17 protein-coding genes and 1 pseudogene are annotated in these 18,937 nt (G+C 33.9%); 3 read left to right on the top strand and 15 right to left on the bottom strand.

Translation table 11 applies throughout. The features are described 5' to 3' along the window. Nucleotides 1–3: 3 nt before the first annotated feature. From AC0L0O_RS08320 to AC0L0O_RS08290, 7 genes are all read right to left on the bottom strand, one after another. On the bottom strand, nt 4–1,380 hold the full coding sequence (locus AC0L0O_RS08320; protein ID WP_000839502.1) for a sensor histidine kinase: 1,377 nt from the start codon (nt 1,378–1,380) through the stop codon (nt 4–6). A gap of 1 nt (nt 1,381) precedes the next feature. Beyond that, nucleotides 1,382–2,059, bottom strand: coding sequence for a response regulator transcription factor (locus tag AC0L0O_RS08315; protein WP_000781966.1), 678 nt, complete (start codon nt 2,057–2,059; stop codon nt 1,382–1,384). Between the two features lie 152 nt (nt 2,060–2,211). Continuing rightward, complete coding sequence (locus tag AC0L0O_RS08310; RefSeq protein ID WP_000747495.1) at nt 2,212–3,051, bottom strand: YitT family protein; 840 nt, start codon at nt 3,049–3,051, stop codon at nt 2,212–2,214. Between the two features lie 448 nt (nt 3,052–3,499). Next, nucleotides 3,500–4,852 (bottom strand): MFS transporter, encoded by a 1,353-nt coding sequence (locus AC0L0O_RS08305; RefSeq protein ID WP_000790819.1) that lies wholly within the window; start codon nt 4,850–4,852, stop codon nt 3,500–3,502. 40 nt (nt 4,853–4,892) lie between these two features. Beyond that, nucleotides 4,893–5,585, bottom strand: coding sequence for a LutC/YkgG family protein (locus tag AC0L0O_RS08300; protein ID WP_473785718.1), 693 nt, complete (start codon nt 5,583–5,585; stop codon nt 4,893–4,895). Nucleotide 5,586: 1 nt separating this feature from the next. Next, on the bottom strand, nt 5,587–6,999 hold the full coding sequence (locus AC0L0O_RS08295) for a LutB/LldF family L-lactate oxidation iron-sulfur protein (protein ID WP_000109342.1): 1,413 nt from the start codon (nt 6,997–6,999) through the stop codon (nt 5,587–5,589). After that, nucleotides 6,996–7,724: a (Fe-S)-binding protein gene (locus AC0L0O_RS08290; RefSeq protein WP_473785717.1), complete on the bottom strand. Its 729-nt coding sequence runs from the start codon at nt 7,722–7,724 to the stop codon at nt 6,996–6,998. Before AC0L0O_RS08290 ends, AC0L0O_RS08295 begins: the two co-directional genes overlap by 4 nt. Before the next feature lie 183 nt (nt 7,725–7,907). On the opposite strand from AC0L0O_RS08290, the gene AC0L0O_RS08285 reads away from it, so the two are divergent. Then, nucleotides 7,908–8,780: a LysR family transcriptional regulator gene (locus tag AC0L0O_RS08285; RefSeq protein ID WP_283730068.1), complete on the top strand. Its 873-nt coding sequence runs from the start codon at nt 7,908–7,910 to the stop codon at nt 8,778–8,780. A gap of 212 nt (nt 8,781–8,992) precedes the next feature. On the opposite strand, the gene AC0L0O_RS08280 is transcribed toward AC0L0O_RS08285, so the two are convergent. After that, nucleotides 8,993–9,634, bottom strand: coding sequence for a F0F1 ATP synthase subunit alpha (locus AC0L0O_RS08280; RefSeq protein WP_000525535.1), 642 nt, complete (start codon nt 9,632–9,634; stop codon nt 8,993–8,995). Nucleotides 9,635–9,921: 287 nt separating this feature from the next. On the opposite strand from AC0L0O_RS08280, the gene AC0L0O_RS08275 reads away from it, so the two are divergent. Further along, nucleotides 9,922–10,953, top strand: coding sequence for a S66 family peptidase (locus AC0L0O_RS08275; protein ID WP_473785716.1), 1,032 nt, complete (start codon nt 9,922–9,924; stop codon nt 10,951–10,953). Between the two features lie 159 nt (nt 10,954–11,112). Here AC0L0O_RS08275 and AC0L0O_RS08270 read toward each other — a convergent pair. The 7 genes and pseudogenes from AC0L0O_RS08270 to AC0L0O_RS08240 form a co-directional block, all read right to left on the bottom strand. After that, nucleotides 11,113–11,379 (bottom strand): annotated as a pseudogene (locus tag AC0L0O_RS08270) (IS4 family transposase); the annotation flags it as partial. Nucleotides 11,380–11,590: 211 nt separating this feature from the next. Next, nucleotides 11,591–11,842, bottom strand: a complete 252-nt coding sequence (locus tag AC0L0O_RS08265; RefSeq protein ID WP_002036711.1) for a Rossmann-fold NAD(P)-binding domain-containing protein — start codon at nt 11,840–11,842, stop codon at nt 11,591–11,593. A 756-nt stretch (nt 11,843–12,598) separates the two neighbouring features. Continuing rightward, nucleotides 12,599–12,811 (bottom strand): DUF2164 family protein, encoded by a 213-nt coding sequence (locus AC0L0O_RS08260; protein WP_000403245.1) that lies wholly within the window; start codon nt 12,809–12,811, stop codon nt 12,599–12,601. A 303-nt stretch (nt 12,812–13,114) separates the two neighbouring features. Next, entirely contained in the window at nt 13,115–14,317 is a 1,203-nt protein-coding gene (locus tag AC0L0O_RS08255) for an MFS transporter (RefSeq protein ID WP_001238654.1), read from the bottom strand. A gap of 74 nt (nt 14,318–14,391) precedes the next feature. Continuing rightward, nucleotides 14,392–15,441 carry a Gfo/Idh/MocA family protein gene (locus AC0L0O_RS08250; RefSeq protein ID WP_001020523.1) on the bottom strand — a complete coding sequence of 350 codons (1,050 nt, stop codon included), beginning with the start codon at nt 15,439–15,441 and terminating at the stop codon, nt 14,392–14,394. 17 nt (nt 15,442–15,458) lie between these two features. Further along, entirely contained in the window at nt 15,459–16,319 is an 861-nt protein-coding gene (locus AC0L0O_RS08245; protein WP_131369054.1) for an HAD-IIB family hydrolase, read from the bottom strand. Then, nucleotides 16,306–17,631, bottom strand: a complete 1,326-nt coding sequence (locus AC0L0O_RS08240) for a DegT/DnrJ/EryC1/StrS family aminotransferase (RefSeq protein WP_000855153.1) — start codon at nt 17,629–17,631, stop codon at nt 16,306–16,308. The genes AC0L0O_RS08245 and AC0L0O_RS08240 overlap by 14 nt, the downstream gene beginning before the upstream one ends. A gap of 98 nt (nt 17,632–17,729) precedes the next feature. On the opposite strand from AC0L0O_RS08240, the gene AC0L0O_RS08235 reads away from it, so the two are divergent. Continuing rightward, the gene (locus AC0L0O_RS08235; RefSeq protein WP_000256374.1) at nt 17,730–18,719 is read left to right on the top strand and encodes a LacI family DNA-binding transcriptional regulator; all 990 of its coding nucleotides are present in this window, start codon (nt 17,730–17,732) and stop codon (nt 18,717–18,719) included. Nucleotides 18,720–18,937: the final 218 nt, after the last annotated feature.

The following is an 18,937-nucleotide window of genomic DNA, read 5'->3' as shown; positions in this document are numbered from 1 at the left end:
CTTCTATTTTGGAAGCTCCACCCGAACAGTAGTCCCTTCCCCTTTCGTGCTATAAACCGAAACGTTTCCGTTATGCAGTTCAACAATCTTCTGCACAATCGATAACCCTAAACCGCTGCCTTCTACATTTCTTGCTCTTGCTGTATCTACTTTGTAGAAGCGATCAAAAATACGATCCATTTCTTCTTTTTCCATTCCGATTCCATTATCGGATATAGAGATGATAACGCTAGACTCTAACTCTTCGACGAAAAACTCAATGGTCCCACCCTCATTTGAAAACTTGATGCTATTCGTGAAAATGTTACTCCATACTTGATGAAGTAAGTTCTCATCACCTTTTATAGTGATATCCGGCACATCAAATTCAATGGCAATATCTTTCTCACGCCATTTCCACTCGAGCATAAAAATGACGTCTTTAATTTGCTTCTGCAAATTGAATTCTTTTATTTGTAAAACTTTCTCTTCTTTATCTAATGAAGCGAGCGTAAGTAACTGTTTACATAAACTAGACATTCGCTTACTTTCGCCCTCAATAATTTGTAAGTAATGGTTTCTTTCTTCCACACTCATCTTTTCTGTTTGCAATGTCTTTGAAAACCCTTGTATGGAAGAAAGTGGCGACTGAAATTCATGTGAAACGTTTGAAACAAACTCTTGTCTCATTTCATCTAATTCTTTAATACTTTTCGTCATCTTTTGGAAGCTTGTAGATAGCGTCCCTATTTCATCTTTTCGTTTTACGTCTAATTCAATTTCATATTCCCCACTCGCAATTTTTTGCGTCGCGTTCGTAAATTTACGAATGGGACGAACGATGTAACCTGCTGCAATCGCAATAAAAATAATACTTAATAGTACGATAAACCCAAGTAACACCGCTAAGAAAATTCGCATCTCGCCGAATTGGTTTTGAATGTCAGGGCGAATAAATAATGCGTACTGTTTATCACCGTGCTTTAGTGGTACACCGACACTATTTATTAATTCATTATCGAAAAAACCGGTAATAAAGAGACGAGTCGGATATGTGGAAACACCATTAAACGTTTCGCCATTCAACACTTTACGGATTGTATCATCACTTATCGTCGTCTTACGAAACGCATTGCCGATACGCTTTCCATTCTTTTGATCATCTACAATATAAATTTCATACCCTAACTTCGCAATAGATTGTAAGTACGCCTCTTGATTTTCTTCGCTTTGCTTTTCATATAACGATTTAACTTCTTCCGCATACTTTAAAATCTTTTCGCTGTTATACGGTTTTAACTTCACTTGATAATATACGTTCGTTAATAAAAAGCCGATAATACTACTAAGTAGCATAATACCGACTGTCATAAATACAAATCTAGAATATAATGATTTCATTTTATTTCAGCTCCAACTTATACCCGAGTCCGCGTACTGTCGTAATTTGAAAATCATCCGTTCGTTTTGAGAAACGATCTCGGAGCCTTTTCACATGAACATCAACTGTTCGTTCATCCCCTTCAAAATCCATTCCCCATACTAGTTCAATTAACTCTTCTCTTGAAAATGTTCTTCCAGGATAGCTAGCAAGTTGTGATAATAACTCAAATTCCTTTAATGGAAGCAAAATCGTCTGCCCGTTACACTTTACTTCAACACCTTTACGATCAATTGTCGTCCCGTGAAGTGTAATTATGTCTGCACTTAGCATTTGATAACGGCGTAATAAAGCTTTCATACGGAAAATGACTTCAGCTGGTTCAAATGGTTTTACAATATAATCGTCCGTACCAGAAATGAATCCTTTTTCTTTATCAACTAACTGATCTTTCGCCGTTAATAAAATAACAGGAATATCATGATACTTACGAATTTCTTCACATAACGTATAGCCATCAACGAACGGCATCATAATGTCTACGATCGCAAGATGAATATTTTCCTTCTCTAATACTTCTTGCGCTACCTTTCCATCTTCTGCCTCAAAAACTTTAAACCCCTCTTTTTGTAAATGGTAATGTAACAACTCTCTAATATGTTTATCGTCATCAGCTAATAAAATATGTATCATCTTCATTAAACCCTCTCTTGTTCATCCTTCTACATCACTACATTAAGAAACAATTGCATTTTTTGCAAGAAAAAGAAAAAGAATCTATTTTGAAAACAGATGATTCAAAATAGATTCTTACGTTTTAGTATTAAGATTATTTTAATGAAAAACAATTTTTAAGCCTTCGAAATATCAACAAATCCTTCTCCGAACACGTCGCGAACATCGTGTATAGCGATGAACGCAGCCGGATCTGTAGTTTGAACAATCCTCTTTAGCTTCACTACTTCTTGCTTATTAATAACAACATAAAGAATGTCCTTCGGCGTTTTCGTGTAATAGCCATGACCTGAGTACACAGTAACTCCTCTACCCATTAAGCTAGTCACCTTCCCGGCAATTTCATCCGGCTTATCGGAAATAATCGTAATGGCCTTTTTCGGATTTAAACCTTCAATTACAAATTCCATTACTTTCGTTCCTACATATAACATAATAATTGTCAGCATCAGCTTTTCTGCACCAATGATGAAATAAGATGAAAACGCAACGATTAAATCAAAGAACAGTAGACCGTAGCTAATGCTCCAACCTAAGTACTTATGTGTCATCCTCGCTAAGATTGTAGTACCTGCTGTCGTTCCACCAACGCGAATGATGAGACCAATCCCGCACCCGATAAATATTCCACCGAAAATAGCATTTACGAGCATTTCATCCGAAGCAATCGTCCATCCTTCTGTTAAATGAAGAAATAGCGAGTTCGTAACTACAGCGATAATCGTATAAATCGTTGTGATTTTATTCAAAAATTTATAGCCGACTATTAATAAAATCGCATTTAAAATTAAATTGACTAAACCTGGTGACCACTCAAATAAGTAGTACGTAATAATCGTAATACCTGTTACCCCGCCTTCACCGAACTCATTCGGGATAACAAACAAATTCACACCTAACGCAAAAAGGAATGCACCAATAATAATAAAAATAATGTCTGTCGTTCTTTTTTTCATACAGTACCTCACTTCTTATGCAAATATTTCTTCAGATATAAACTCTCACCATTATATCGTGGAATATTCAAATCGAACAGTGGTTTATTTTTATTTTCATATAGGATGATAAATCAACTTTATTCTATATCCACATGTAATTTTAAAAGGGTAACAACTGTATTTATTATGTACTACAAGTAAAGTTTTGATTTCGCATGTTATTCACGCTAAAAAACAAATATGGGAAGCCATAGAATAGACTTCGTATCAAGCATTTCATTACAGAGATTTATATACAATTTTATACTTCTGTATGTTGTTGATTATTTCACTTTATTTCTTCCGGGTAATGAAAAAAACTCCATTAAATTTGCATAGTTAGTATGCAAATTCAGGAGTTTTTTCATATACTACCATTCGGTTTCATTTCTAATGCATTCAACTCACTTTTTACATCTTACTTGGCTCATTCAAAATTAGCACGAGGTTCCTCTAACCGCTTCTTACCTCTCCAGTTAAATAAGCTTTCCGTCTTCGTCTGCTGCCCTGGTTTCACAAACAACATTGCCCCCATTGCAATAGCGGCCAAAATGGCAGCTACGATAAACATAGAAGGATAGCCATAACTTACAACTAAGTATCCAGTTAAAGTCGGGGCTAAGATTGTCGCGATATTAGCGATGAAATGCATAATTCCACTATATGTTCCTGAGTAAGTAGGAGCGGTATCGACAATAATTGCCCAAAATAATGAACTTGGTAAAAAAGCAAACGCATTTCCAAGCGACATGAGTGCTAATACAGCTACGTAATTATTCATCGCTGGAATGAAGCTAAAACAAATTGCTGTCAGTAATAAAGCAATAATCGGTAACCCGGTTCGAGCTAAACGAAGGTTTCCTGTTTTACGTAAAATACGATCAGATAGCTTCGCCCCTAGTGGCAATGTGATGCAAGCTCCGAGCCAAGGAATCATCCCAAGATACCAAAGGGAAGATAATTGAAAATGGAATACATCTTGCAAGTATTTTGGTGTCCAAGTTAATATTAAAAAATTGATATATTGGAAGCAAAAATATGCTATCGTAACCATAACGAATGTCGGAACTTTAAAAAAGGAGTACCATGGCTCTTTTGGAATTTCTTTCTCTACTTTTACTGATTGAAGCACACCTTCCGTACTTCGTATTTCAGCTAGTTCTTCTTTTGTCACTCGTGGATGATCCTCAGGCATATTCGTAAAAGTAAAATACCAAATAATCGCCCATACAATCCCTATTGTACCGAGGATAAAAAACATGATTTTCCAACTAGTGAAAGATAGCAACAGAACCGCTACAGGTGCTGTTAATACTGCCCCTAACGGAACGCCAACAAAACCAAGGGATGTTAGAAAAGCCCTTTCTTTTGGAGCTGCCCAGTTTGCTGCTGTCTTATTCGAAACCGCAAAAGATGGACCTTCTGTTAATCCAAATAAAACGCGGAAAATAGCAAATCCTATTAAAGCAGACCCTCCAAAAACAGCAATCCCTATTTCTCCAGCAAAAGCAGTCGCAATTTCAAAAATAGACCAAGCCGTCGCTGCTACAATCCATACAAATTTCGGTCCTTTTTTATCTGAAAAAATACCTCCTAATAAAGAACCAATCATGTAACCGTAACCAAAATACCCTAATATAGCTCCCCACTCCTTCGGGTCAAAGCCATATTCCTTTATAATGAAAGACTGCGCATAAGCGATGGCCCCTCGATCAATATAATTTACCATCGTAATAAACGTGAGCATTGTAAAGACATAATAACGAAATTTATTCTTCATCAAAAGTCCCACTCCCCCTCGCATTCTTTTGTTTTTCATTCTAATCCTTTAATAGAATGACATGGACCTTGCCTGGGCCATGAACTCCAAAAGCTAATTCCATCTCAATATCACCTGTCCGGCTAGGCCCAGTGATAAAATTAATACAGGCAGGTAATCCATTCGAAACCTGTTCATGAATTCTAGTTACTCCTTCTGTTAAGTGTCTATAAATTGTATGTTCTGAGAGAATTGCTACATAAACTGCTGGCAAAACGCTAACTAAACGCCCGCGTCCACCACCATTCCATAAAACAACGGTTCCCGTCTCAGCGAGTCCCATTTCAGCATATGTAATTCCCATATCCACTTGAGCTGCATAATCCCGTAGTTCTCTTTCACCTTCTTTCCTTTGCCACATTCGATGAGAAACGAAATTTCCTGTTAAACACTTTCCTATTTCAAGCTGGTGTAATCTATCATCATCCCAATACACCGCAGATTGAACATTAAATTTATGTACAACATACTGAAGTGCACTCTCTATTTCTGAACGGTGTATATGACTTACTTCAGTATGTAACGTATGCAAGTTTGCAATAAACTGCTCTACTAAACTTTTGTGATCTATCTCATTAGAAAAGTGGCTAAGTGGATTGTTTTTCCACCTGGGAGGAGTAACTCCCGAGCTACGTTCTCGATTTAATTTACGTGCGATATTGTTTAAAAAAGACTCTTGTACATCCGTATTCATATTATGAATCCCTCGTTTCTTTTTTCCACCAATCACGGAATGATTGTTTCGCAGGTTTTGGAAAATCTCTACTTTCTGTCCATCCTTTTAATGGACCTGGGCCATTCGCAATATAACCATCTTTTGCAAATATCGATAACCCTGTATGTGCCATTTTAATTGCTTTCTCATAAACGAATGGATGACTCACCATAAACGTGAAACCTTTAAAGGCAAGTTGCTCAAATTTCGTTATAAACCCTTGTTCCACGACATCTTTACGATGTTCAATGAGAAGGTCATGCAATGGAATTTTCACAGGACAAACATCTGTACATGCTCCGCACAAACTTGATGCAAAAGGTAATTCTTTTAACTCTTCATATCCTTCTAATAAAGGCGCAAGTACCGCTCCAATTGGCCCGCTATAAACACTTCCATAAGCATGGCCTCCAATATTGCGATACACAGGACAAACATTTACACAAGCTCCGCACCTTATACACTTTAATACTTCTTCATAAGCAGTTCCTAAAATATCAGACCGGCCATTATCTAAAATAATTAAATGAAATTCTTCAGGTCCATCCATATCTTCATGTAAACGCGCCCCATTAATTCCTGTTACATAAGATGTAATCTTTTGGCCTGTAGCACTTCTTGTTAACATCGAAATGACTACATCAAGATCTTTCCATGTCGGAACAAGGCGTTCCATCCCCATAATCGCAATATGAACCTTTGGCAATGTCGTAGTAAGGCGAGCATTTCCTTCATTACTTATAAGCACAACTGATCCAGATTCCGCTACCGCAAAGTTACAACCGGAAATACCAATATCAGCCTCTAAAAACTCTTTACGCAATTTCTCCCTTGCAAATTGTAGTAATTGATTCGTATCAACTGGGATCTTTCTTCCTGCTTCCTTAGAAAAAAGCTCTGCTACTTGTTCCTTCGTCTTATGAATGGCCGGGGCGATTAAATGGGATGGCGTTTCTCCAGCTAATTGAATAATATACTCCCCAAGATCAGACTCTACTACTTTTACCCCCATCTCTTCTAAGTTTTTATTAAGATGTATTTCTTCTGAAACCATGGATTTTGACTTAATTACTGATCTCGCTCCTTTTTTTCTTACGATTTCAGAAACATATGATACAGCATCTTCCGCTTTGAAAGCGAAATGCACATGCCCCCCATTTTTCCGAACATTAGTAGCTAATTGTTCCAAATAACTATCTAAATTTTCGATTGTGTGCATCCGAATTTCAGATGCTGCCTCGCGCCATTCTTCCATGTTCCCTAATTCATGTGTAGCCTGTTCCCTTCCCATCCGAAGCCGATCTTGTGTAAACGGAACCGCGCTTCTCATCTGCGGATCATGCAACGCTTTATCTACTCTTTTCAAAAAATCTAGTTCCCCCGCCACACTCATTTATTCAGCCCCTTCGCCAGTACTTCTGCTACATGTAACACTTGAATATTTTTATTTTCCTTACGCAATCTTCCCCCAATATTCATAAGACATCCCATATCTGCTCCAATTAAGAGATTTGCTTCTGTCGCCTCAATATGTTTTATTTTTTCATCAACCATCGTTTCAGAAATCGAGCTCATTTTCACTGCAAAAGTACCACCAAACCCGCAGCAATCTTGGCAATATGGTAATTCTTTTATGTCTAGACCTTCTACTTGCGATAATAACTTCAGTGGTTCCTCTTTGATCCCGAGCGCCCGACTCATATGACAAGATTGATGGAAAACAGCTTTCTCAACCAACTTAGATTTCCAATCATTTTTCCCAAGTACATTTACTAAAAAGTCCGTCAACTCATACGTTCTATCCGCTAAATGAACCGCTTTTTCATACCATTCACTATCACCTTTAAACATCTCTTTATAATAATGATGAACCATGCTAGCGCAAGAACCTGAAGGGGTCACAATATATTCACTATGTTCAAATGCTTTAATCATTTGCTTTGCTGCTAGTTTTGCATCTTCTTGATATCCACTATTGTAAGCTGGTTGTCCGCAACAAGTCTGTCCTTCAGGGAAATCTAGTTCCACTCCACATTGATTCATAATTTCTACGACACTCTTACCTACTTGAGGAAAAAACACATCTGATAAACAAGTAATAAATAACGAGACTTTCATCAAAATCCCCCCTCAAAACGATATGATCTATTTTCAAGTTATTACTTTTTTGAAAATTATTTTAAATTTTTAGAATTTTCTATTTTTAAAACTTTTTGTTTATGATATCATGTGGGAGATTATATGAAAACTATCTATAAGGTTGTTTTCCCATACAAAAATGGTATAGAAAGGGACTTTGACATGGATATAAGAAAACTTCGTTACTTTATTGTAATCGCTGAAGAAAAGCAGCTTACCCGTGCTGCCCAACGACTTCATATGGCACAGCCACCTCTAAGTAGACAACTATCGCTACTAGAACAAGAATTATCAGTAAACCTCTTTGAAAGAAACGGCCGAAATATGCATTTGACTGAAGAAGGAAAAATTTTATATACGAAAGCAAAAAACATTATTCATCAATTAGAAGAAACTATTACGGAGATTAAAGATACCAGTGAAGGGCTAAGGGGCAAGCTATCTATTGGAGCATTTCATTCTTGCATTCCTTTTCTTTCTGAAAAAATACGCTATTTTCAAGATAACTATCCAAATGTGAACTTAAAAATATGGGAAGGTGGCCCTTCATACTTAATAGAGCAATTAGAAAATCGGCATATCGAACTCGCTATCTTGCGTACACCTTTTAATAAAGATGTTTTTTCTAGTATTTGTTTATCAAAGGAACCTTTCGTATTAGTCATGCCTGCTAAATGGGAACTATATCGTTCTCACCTCCCAATCCCTCTAACCGAATTAAGCCATATTCCCCTTTTACTTTTACATAAAGATAAAGAAAATAGCTATCATCAGCTCGTCATCGATGAATGCAAGTACCTTGGTATAACTTTAAATATAGCATGTGAATGTCCTGACTCAGCATTTATTCTTATGCTTATTATGACTGGCATCGGTGCCTCTATCTTGCCGAAAAGTGCTATATCTCATATCCCGCAAGAATTTATAAAAATAGTAGATTTAATAGATTTCCCTTATGAGTCTGAATCATCAATTATATGGCTGAAAGATCGGAAGCTTTCTAAAAGAGCGCAACGATTTATAGAATGTACATAAATGAATTTTAGAGGTGTAGCGATGTATTTCTACGATTCTTCACCACTATTACCTCGTTTATCAAATTATTTCTTCTATTATTATTGAACATGTTATATTAGTCGCTTATGTGAATACGAGAATAGCTTATTAATCCTTTTAAACAGAAAGTACCCACCAAATGATCATTTGATGGGTACTTCATGATACATTTATTATTTACAGGAGTTTAATTAAGACCAAATCCAAACATCATCATTATTTTCAACGTTGCTCTTTACCTCATAAACCTTTTCGATATGATCCGTTGTGTTCCAGTTAATAGAACTTCCACCCCAGCCTACATACTTCATATCAATTTTCACTTTCTCACCCGTATGAAATACTTGTCCCTTTGTTAAGAAAACATCAATAATCACTTTCTTCCCGTTTAGCGATGGATACTCCACTACGACATATTTAGTAGCACCGTCTCCCTGATCTTCCATCGTTCCTACTTTTGCTACTTCCCCAATTACATAATCAGGTGAGCCATCTTCTTTCATGTGCATGCCTAACTTGTTTGTTGTATTTTCAACTGCAGTTGCAACCATATATTCTGTAAAATTACGCATCATAGATCCAGTAGCTTTTACTTCATCTCCTACTTTCACATTTGAAAGTGAATCTATATATACGCTAACAGGTTCTTCGTATTGCTTAGATTTTACAACAATTACACCGTTATCTACTTCTACTACTCGTCCTTCTAACGTCGAGAAATTCGATTCAATAGAAGCTGCACTCGCTTTTGTTAGTTCTAATCCTGGTACATTCGTTCCTGATAATGCTGCGATTCCTAAAGCACCTGCTAAAATTAATTTTTTCATACCCATTATGAAACATCTCCATTCATGATGATTTTATTTTTGATTGGATACAACCAACCTGTAACTATTATAGTTACAGGTTATAAAGAATAGCAACCCTCTTTCTCATGCAATGATGCATACTGTACTTTTTAAATATAAAGCGTTTTTCTCTATATTCAATACTACTGCTAAATTCTTGTACACCAGCAGGTAAACGGATTGATGATGAAGAAACTAATGACATGCATCATATTTTCAATGCTACGGTTTGTATAATCGTATTTCATTACATTATGTAGGGCGGAATTCATATGTTAATAAAACCAAACAGATTACAGCCAGGAGATATCGTGGCAACAGTAAGTCCTTCATGGGGAGGCGCAGGTGATCCTGAAATAAGATGGCGTTATGAACAAGGAGTAAAGAGATTAGAAGAGGTTTTCGGTCTTACGGTTATCCCAATGCCCAATAGTTTAAAAGGTAGCGAATTCATTTATAACAACCCACAGGCTCGTGCGGAAGATTTAATGACAGCATTTAAAGATGCGCGCGTGAAAGCAATTATTGCAAATATTGGCGGTGAAGATAGCATTCGTTTACTTCCTCATATAGATTTTAATGTGATACGTGAAAACCCGAAAATTTTTATGGGATACTCTGACGTTACCGTCTCACATTTATTTTGCCATAAAGCAGGTCTTTCCTCTTTTTACGGTCCAGCAATTTTGACCGACTTTGCCGAGAATATAGAGATGGATCCATATACGGTTGAAATGGTAAATCGAACTCTCTTTTCAAATGAAATGATTGGCGAGATTCAACCAGCTCATAAATGGACGAGTGAGCGTTTAGAATGGATCGAAATAAATAAGGATACAAGACGTACGATGCAGCAAAACAACGGATATGAGTTACTTCAAGGCTCTACTACTGTACAAGGGCGCTTAATTGGTGGTTGCATTGAAGTACTTGAATTTGCAAAAGGAACGGAACTTTGGCCTGAGAAAAAACATTGGGAGGATAGTATTATCTTCTTTGAAACTTCTGAAGATCACCCAGAACCAAGTTATATAAAGTATTGGTTACGAAATTATGCAACGCAAGGCATTCTGAAAAAAGCAAAAGGAATCATTTTTGGTAAACCGAAAGATGAACAATACTATGAAGAATATAAACATGAAATACTGCAGGTTATGAAGGAACATCATTTAGAAAATTTGCCGATTCTTTATAATTTAAATTTCGGCCATACTGAACCGAAGTTTATTTTACCTTACGGTGCGATGGCAGAAATTGATTGTGAAAATGGATCTTTCTCTATTTTAGAGAGTGGCGTGGAATAAAGTGAAACTTTAATCAGTGGGGGTTCCATTCACATCGCTATCAAGTTAACATTTTGAAGTTCTCCCAGAACGAAAATTTATTCTTTTCATAGGTATTCAAGGAAATTTAGTTTATTTTTTTCGTTTTAGGGAACAATTAATTTCTTAAGTTGATAGCGATGGGGTATTGGTAACATAAATGTTCATGCTAGTTAATCGTTTACTTTTTTTCTGAGTACGTAACACCCTTTTTACTTTCTGTATACACTTGTTTTTTCTTACGTTCTCAAAGTTGTTTTTTAGTTAATCAATATATATTAACTCGTGTAAATAGTTTTTTATCCTTCCAATATAAGCATCTGTTATTTCATAGACCTGTCCTGGTTTTAAAGTATTCATAATATGTTTTAAATCAACTTTGATATACTGAGATTGTTTTTTTATAGATATTTTATGTTGTTTAATACATAACAGGTTTTAACTTATCAGAAGACTTCACCCAGTTCTTATGATTTCAGATGATTTGCTCTCTATAACCATGAACGAACTCTTCCATGGTAATTGGTTTTTACCTAGCAACTCTAACAAGCCTGACGTAACTCTTTTGGCTAGCCCTAATTTAGCTGCTGGATATATAGCAATCATCACTATGATAAAATCAGGTTTGAGTCCTTTTTGAATCATCTTTTTCTAATTTTCCATATACCGGGATTTTTATAGGTTGTTTGTTCATTTCCTTTGAAATAATTTCAGTAATTTCATAATATGTCAATGCTTTAGTCCCTGCTAAAGCGTATGATTGGAATTCGTCACCAGCTTCTGTTAATACTTTTACAGCTACTTCTCCTATATCTCGCACATCGATAAAACTCGTTCTTCCTCTTCCTGCTATTACCTCAATTTTTTTCATTTCTTAACTCTTCACCATATTGTAATAATACGTTTTGCATAAAAAGCTCGGCCTTAAAAATGTATAAGAGATTCCTGAATTTTTTCTTATTTCTTCTATTTTCACATGAGGTACTATGTTTTTTTCCACACCTAGTAACCATAGAAATACAATATGTTGAACACCAACTTCTTTCGCAACATCAACCATAGGCTGAAAATCCATCTTTCCATCAGCAAGATATGAAGGGTGATAGCCTAGCAGTAGGTCGGTGGTGAAGTTCGATTCCTGCGTAAAATATCAACCGTATAAAGAGAAATCCAATCTTGGACATCTAGAGGTGGAGCGCCCAAAAGGAGGGATTAGAGAGACGAAAGGGTTATTTTCGTCGTGGAACTGAGAAGCTCCCACTTCAAGCTTTGCAAAGTCGCGAGTAGTTCATGAGAATATCCCTTAATTATGTATATTAAAAATCTTTTTAGCCAATTAAACTCCTTATTTCAAAACTAGTAAAATCATTTTGTTCATAGAGACTACATTTTTTTAGTTTTTAGTTTTAGTTATAGCAAATGATATAGAATACAAAAACGCGTGACAGTCTTTAATGTAGACTTTCATCGACAGGTTTTTCATAACATCCTATATGAAGGAAACACCCATCCTTTATAATCAATACATTTGGATGAGTGTTTAGTAACGCATTACTTATTCTATTCTTACTGGCTATTAAGATATCTAAAATGATACCTTATTATTTCAATTTTCATTTAAACTCTATTAACTGTATATATCTTTTTCTATACTCTTTAACAACATTTCTAACCTATCCCTAGTAACTTGATTAAAATGTGGATTTAATTCCTTTATTATGAATTCAAGTAACTCATAGCTTATGTATTCACCCAATTCCAGTGAATATTGTTCAGCTAAAAAAGACTTTAATTTTTTAGAGATATCAATCTTATCCTTTTTACTAATCTTTATCTCCATTCGATAACAAACCCCTCTTAGATTAATCTTACATGCTAATCAAAATAATTTTTTAATATTTATGAAACTTTGCTGTTTACTACCTTATTGGATATACAACAAGGTAGCCTATTTATGTCATAGTATTCAATCACCTGAGAACTAGTCACTGTTGCTTATCATTTTTATTTTTGAAGTATCTCTGATGTATATATTACACATTACAATATATAAAACAAAGCCCAAATACGGAATTTTTAACTTTATCAATTTTTTTAGAGTTTCCACATAAAATTACCTTTTTCATATTATAAAAAATTTTTCCTATAAATTTTTCATACTTTCTACTTTTTTGGCACTTTCATTACTGTAAGTTGAAATTTTCCTCATTTTTAAAATAATACAGCCTAGACTCAATGCAAAAAGTGAAAATATCCCAAAAGTAACAGTGATAGTATTTAATGATAGACTCCAGCTAATTAGGAAAGATACTAGTGCCCCCCCTAAACTAGCCGATGCAATAAATAAACTAGTCACTTGATCAATATTATTTTCCATAATACGGGAAGCTAAAATTAATGTTATTGGAAAAACCCCCGCTATGACTAAACCAATAATAAAGATGATAAACAAATACATACCTGTACCTCGAACAAAGGGAAATAGAGATAAAAGAATCACTAATGTAAAGCAACTAGATGTAATGTATGTCCAATAATTAAATTTATGGGCTAGCTTACCTACAAGTATTCTTCCTATAACTATTGCTAGCCAAAAACAAGATATACTTACTGAACTGATTAATTCATTATTGGTAAGAATCATTATTGTAGATAAAAAATTTGCAAGATTAGTTTCTATGCCTGCATATAAGAATGCAAAAAGTGAAATAAATAATATAACTGTAATCTTTTCACTTTTAAATTTCAGAGTGAATGAGGAAAGGGATGCTCCTCCCTTTTCATTATTTTGAGGAGAAAAATTTAGAAATTTTGTACGTCCAAACACGTACCAAACAAACAGTGTAAAAATAAAGAATAGTAATATCCCATAAAGAATAAAATACCATTCGTAAAATCTTATAATATAATTAACTAGTAACGGAAACCCTAGCGCCCCAACCCCAAACCATACTTCAAGAATGCTAAATTTAGCAGCACTATTCCTTTCTGCTGAAATAATAAAGGAACCCACCGTAGTTTCTAACACCCCTGCTCCATAGCCTAATACAAAGCAAATAACAGATAAATATGCCCATTCTTTTATATATATAAAACCTCCTAGAACGATGGACATTACTAAAACACCTAATGTTATTGTTTTAAAATAATGATACTTTCTTACTAATATAGGTGAACTTAGAACACCAAATAAAAAACCTGTAAATTGAAAAAATATTAAAACACCTAATTGATCAGGGGTTCTTCCATAATATTGTATTAATGAAGGAATTAAACTACCTATACAAACATGTATGATTCCTACAATAAAATAAAACAAGCAACCATAATAAAACATTAACCGCATCTTTTCTCAACTCCAATCCAAAATAAAAACAGGGATTTAAGTAAAAGTTCTAAACCCCTGTTTTTACCATAAAACTAAATAGTTGCTACAGATCGCTCTTTATTACTACTGCTTTTATCAAAAAACATATCCAAAATAACTTGTGAACGAAATCCATCTTCAAATGTTGCTACAGACTTTTTAGGACCATCTTCCGCAGCCTTTGCCCATTCTAAAATTTCACTTCTAAAAGAATCAGACCATTCAAAAATCTCGTTTTCTGGATCGACTAGTAAAGGTAATGGTAATGCGATTTCATGTTTTTCCAATCCATCAAAGAGTATATATTTATTTGGCTCTTTAGAAGAATACTTATATTCTTTTTTCGTACCTATTACCTCTATACTAAAACCACAATCATCTGGAAATGAACTTTTAGATGTTGTAATATTAACAAAAACCTTATTTTCCAATTGGCCATAAACCTCAGCATAGTCATCAACAAAAACTGGTTTGCTTTCTTTTTCCTTAACATTTGTTTTGATTTTAGTTCGAACGGTATCCTCTCTAAAATCACTCTCAAATAAAAACCATAGTAAATCTATTAGATGAATTCCCAAATCTCCCAAGGCTCCACTAGTTCTATTACTTTGAAAATCATCTCGCCAAGTAAACGAAGTTCTCCTAAAAGCGCTATTTTTTTTAAAATGCAATCTTATTACTACTATTTCCCCTAATTCTTCATTTTGAATTAATTGCTTTAAAGCCTTAACATAGGATAAGTAGCGATAATTAAACCCCATTGAAGCGACTAAATTAGTATTTTTCGCTATTGTCATCATGTACTTTGCTTCCTCACAAGAAATCGCCATAGGCTTTTCACATAACACATGTTTGTTTGTTAATAATGCTTGAACAGCTTGAGATTTATGACAAAAATTCGGGGAAGATATTATTACCCCATCAACTACTTCTAGTAACTCTTCATAGCTATCAAAAACCTTCCCACCAAAATCCCCTACCAATTTATCGGCATTCTCAGAATTAACATCATACACTCCAACTAATTTACAATTATCAATAGTTGATAATGCTCTAGAATGAGCTCTTGCAATACTTCCTGCACCTATAATTCCAATATTCATTATATGAACATCTCCTTTTAATTAATAATGTGCTTTAGAGTATTTAAAATTCCAATCGAGTATTCACCTTGAGCTAACATTAAGTGTATTTTTTTAGCCTCTTCTGTTGCATTTTCTACTAAATAACCATGTCTTACAGCTTGTAGCATTCTTAAATCATTCCCACTATCGCCAAAAGCAATTGCATTTGATTTATCTAGTTCGTACTTGTCTAAAATAAATTTCACTATCTCATCTTTACCTGTTCCAAGTGGAATAAAATCTACATCATAGCAATTTTCTGGGTCACCAGCTAATGGATTACATTTGTTAATATTAACTCCAACTTGGAATATCTCTCCGATTTCTTCTATCTTTTCTAAATTCTTTGCATCAATAAATTCATTTTGCTCTTCATAATAAAAATTAAATTTGTACTTAGAACTTCCTAATTGTGTCTGAGGTCTTAAAAAAATTTCATATTTCATTTCTAGCAAGTGAATAATTCTTTCAATTTTTGAAGAATCAAAACCACCCTCTATAATTCTCTCTTTCCAAATTTGATCATCTATAGTAGTCCCATTACTATCAAAGTACGTTATTTCTGTACCTAATCCACTCGCCACAAAATGAGGAAAATACTGTATACCACCCTTTTTCATTTTTTCAACAATTGATTCTAAACTACTTCCCGTTACCCAACCAATTACTAAATCCCCTTTACTTCCTTGTTCATACAAATACTTTTCTAACAATTTCATATTGCTTCTTTTAGAATCATCCATGCTATGAGGATAATAAGTTTCATCAAAATCACAGAACACTACATATTTCGGGTTTTTAACCTGTGGTAGTCTTTCAAAATTTAAAGACTTCAAAACTTCATTACTTATTGACATTGAATAATCCCTCCAAAACGAAATTTTGCTCTTCTAACATCATATTTGGATGTAAAGGTAGATGTAATATTTCTTTATGAACTTGCTCTGTATTGAACATATTGTTTTGCAAATCATTTTCCTTTAACCACTTAGTATTTTGTTTATGAGATAATACCGGATAATAAATATCTGTTTCAATGTTATACAATTGGTACAATTTATTTTTCAACTCGTCTCTTCTTCCATTTTCAACTCTAATCGGAAAAAGGTGCCAGACATTATCTTCTGTCATCATAGGTAGCTTTATTAATTCTCTATCCTCTAAATCCTTTAACTCACGAATATATCGTTGAGCTAAATACGCTCTTTTTAAATTGTTGTATGATAAATACTTAATTCTTTCCAAACCAATAGCTGCTTGCAAATTATCAATTTTAGAATTGAATCCAAAGTCTAATACCTTTTTATTTTTTTTATCAATTTCAAATCCATGATAACTATATTGATTGCAACGTATTGCAAGATTTTCATTATTAGTAACTATTGCACCTGCCTTACCACATACACCAAAATTCTTATATGGATTAAAACTAAGGACAATAATATCTCCATATTCTCCAAGATTTGAAGAACCAATAGCTTGACATGCATCTTCAATAACTCTTAATTGATATATATCCGCGATTTCACGAATTTTTTTCATTTCACACTGCTTACCATACAAATGGACAGGTAAAATGCATTTCGTTTTTTGGGTGATAGCTTCTTCTATTTTAGATGGATCAATACAATAACTCTTCTGATCTATATCTACAAATATAGGTTTTGCTCCGACCGCTAACACAGCATTTTCAGTAGCAGCAAAACTATTAGCTGGCATAATTACTTCATCTCCCGGCTGAATACCAATAGATAACAATGACACCATAAGAGCATCTGTACCACTGCTTGTTGCAATTACAAAATTTTTATTTAAATAACTTCCGATTACTTCTTCTAGCTTTTTTGAAAATGGTCCACTTGTAAATTGACCTGTCGGTAAAACATCTTTTAAAGCTCCAATAATTTTTTCAACCTCATCTTGAGAAATCAACCGATTAACTGGCATAAATTCTATTTTCTGTATATTTTTTCTGCTATAATTGAAAATATCTTTTTCTATATCAATATCTATTTTCAATTTGTTTTTCCTAAATAATTTCTCTTTCATCTTGTGATTCGGTAATATATTACTAATTTCAAATTCTTTTTCTTTTGTTTCCCCCTGTAGGCACTTTAATAAAGCTAAATTGTCTTTACTATGTCCAGAAATTGTAGTAAGAGTTTTCACGTTAAATCACCTCTAAGAAATTATTTTGAAAATCATGAGTAGACTATATTTTATGTTATCGATTACATGTCAACATATTTTTTACGGAGGGTTTTTCTATGGTAACAATTAATGAAATAGCTAAATTATGTAATGTATCAAATGCTACCGTTTCAAGAGTTCTAAATAATCATCCTTATGTAAATTCAGAAAAACGTGAGAAAATAATAAAAGTAATGCAAGAATTCAACTATACTCCTAGTGCTATTGCTAGAAATCTTAGGATAAATAAGACACAAACCATTGCTCTATCAATTCCAAATATAGATCATCCCTTTTTCGGGAAATTAGCTAGAGAAATTTCTAAAGAATTATTAAAACACAATTACAAATTACTAATTTATCAGACTTTTTATGAGAAAAAAATAGAGCTTGAATTACTTTCATTACTAAAGAATAAAGCTGTAGATGGTGTAATTCTCGCATCTCTAGAAAATAGTTGGGAAAATATAGAGCATTATTTAGCATATGGGCCCATAATACTTTGTAATGAGTATGAGGAAAATGCACCTATTCCGATAATTTGTTACGATGAATTTGAAGCTGGATACAAAGCTGTTAAACATTTAATAAGCAAAGGTTATAAAAAAATTGGCTTTTGTTTTGACTCTCTTAATAGTCAAGCACAATTAAAACGCCAACAAGGTTATCTGCATGCCTTAAAAGAAAAACAATTACCATTCAATAAAAAATGGCTATTTGGAGATGCAATTACTATTAATGATGGATTTAAAATTTTTGAGAAGCTAGATAAATTAAAAGATAAACCTACTGCATTATTTACTGGAAATGATCAAGTTGCTGCTGGAGTCATTAAAGGAGCTACTATTAGGGGGTATTCTATTCCAAGTGACTTAGCTGTTTGTGGTTATGATAATCAATTAATTTGTACAGTTACAACCCCAACAATTAGTACTATTGATATTCCAATTGTTGAACTGAGTAAACGTACCGTTAAGGAGATACTACTATATATAAATACAGATGAATCTATTAAACGTAAAATTATTGAATACCCTACAAACTTAATTATTCGTGAATCTACATAATTAAATTAAAGTTTTTGCTTAAACTGATGTGATTAATAAAAAGAGGTCGTAAATAATAATGCGTCCTCTTTTTATCGTTTTAGGTATTAAATTCTACGTACATTCGACATGAATTGATTAGTTTTTATGAATTTTATTGAAAAAATTGTAAAACACCTCCATTTTTCCTTCTATTTTGCTATGATAGTTACAATTAAATAGGATTAAGATATTTCTAT

Source organism: Bacillus sp. GS3m_15504, assembly GCF_055825275.1.
This window is presented reverse-complemented; position numbering and strand designations above follow the sequence as displayed.

Coding starts and splice junctions, on each gene's coding strand:
- AC0L0O_RS08255 (WP_001238654.1), bottom strand. CDS start 14,317: ATGCGGTTAATGTTTTATTATGGTTGCTTGTTTTATTTTATTGTAGGA.
- AC0L0O_RS08290 (WP_473785717.1), bottom strand. CDS start 7,724: ATGAAAGTCTCGTTATTTATTACTTGTTTATCAGATGTGTTTTTTCCT.
- AC0L0O_RS08250 (WP_001020523.1), bottom strand. CDS start 15,441: ATGAATATTGGAATTATAGGTGCAGGAAGTATTGCAAGAGCTCATTCT.
- AC0L0O_RS08305 (WP_000790819.1), bottom strand. CDS start 4,852: ATGAAGAATAAATTTCGTTATTATGTCTTTACAATGCTCACGTTTATT.
- AC0L0O_RS08275 (WP_473785716.1), top strand. CDS start 9,922: ATGTTAATAAAACCAAACAGATTACAGCCAGGAGATATCGTGGCAACA.
- AC0L0O_RS08265 (WP_002036711.1), bottom strand. CDS start 11,842: ATGAAAAAAATTGAGGTAATAGCAGGAAGAGGAAGAACGAGTTTTATC.
- AC0L0O_RS08280 (WP_000525535.1), bottom strand. CDS start 9,634: ATGGGTATGAAAAAATTAATTTTAGCAGGTGCTTTAGGAATCGCAGCA.
- AC0L0O_RS08300 (WP_473785718.1), bottom strand. CDS start 5,585: ATGAATACGGATGTACAAGAGTCTTTTTTAAACAATATCGCACGTAAA.
- AC0L0O_RS08285 (WP_283730068.1), top strand. CDS start 7,908: ATGGATATAAGAAAACTTCGTTACTTTATTGTAATCGCTGAAGAAAAG.
- AC0L0O_RS08295 (WP_000109342.1), bottom strand. CDS start 6,999: ATGAGTGTGGCGGGGGAACTAGATTTTTTGAAAAGAGTAGATAAAGCG.
- AC0L0O_RS08260 (WP_000403245.1), bottom strand. CDS start 12,811: ATGGAGATAAAGATTAGTAAAAAGGATAAGATTGATATCTCTAAAAAA.
- AC0L0O_RS08310 (WP_000747495.1), bottom strand. CDS start 3,051: ATGAAAAAAAGAACGACAGACATTATTTTTATTATTATTGGTGCATTC.
- AC0L0O_RS08320 (WP_000839502.1), bottom strand. CDS start 1,380: ATGAAATCATTATATTCTAGATTTGTATTTATGACAGTCGGTATTATG.
- AC0L0O_RS08235 (WP_000256374.1), top strand. CDS start 17,730: ATGGTAACAATTAATGAAATAGCTAAATTATGTAATGTATCAAATGCT.
- AC0L0O_RS08245 (WP_131369054.1), bottom strand. CDS start 16,319: ATGTCAATAAGTAATGAAGTTTTGAAGTCTTTAAATTTTGAAAGACTA.
- AC0L0O_RS08315 (WP_000781966.1), bottom strand. CDS start 2,059: ATGAAGATGATACATATTTTATTAGCTGATGACGATAAACATATTAGA.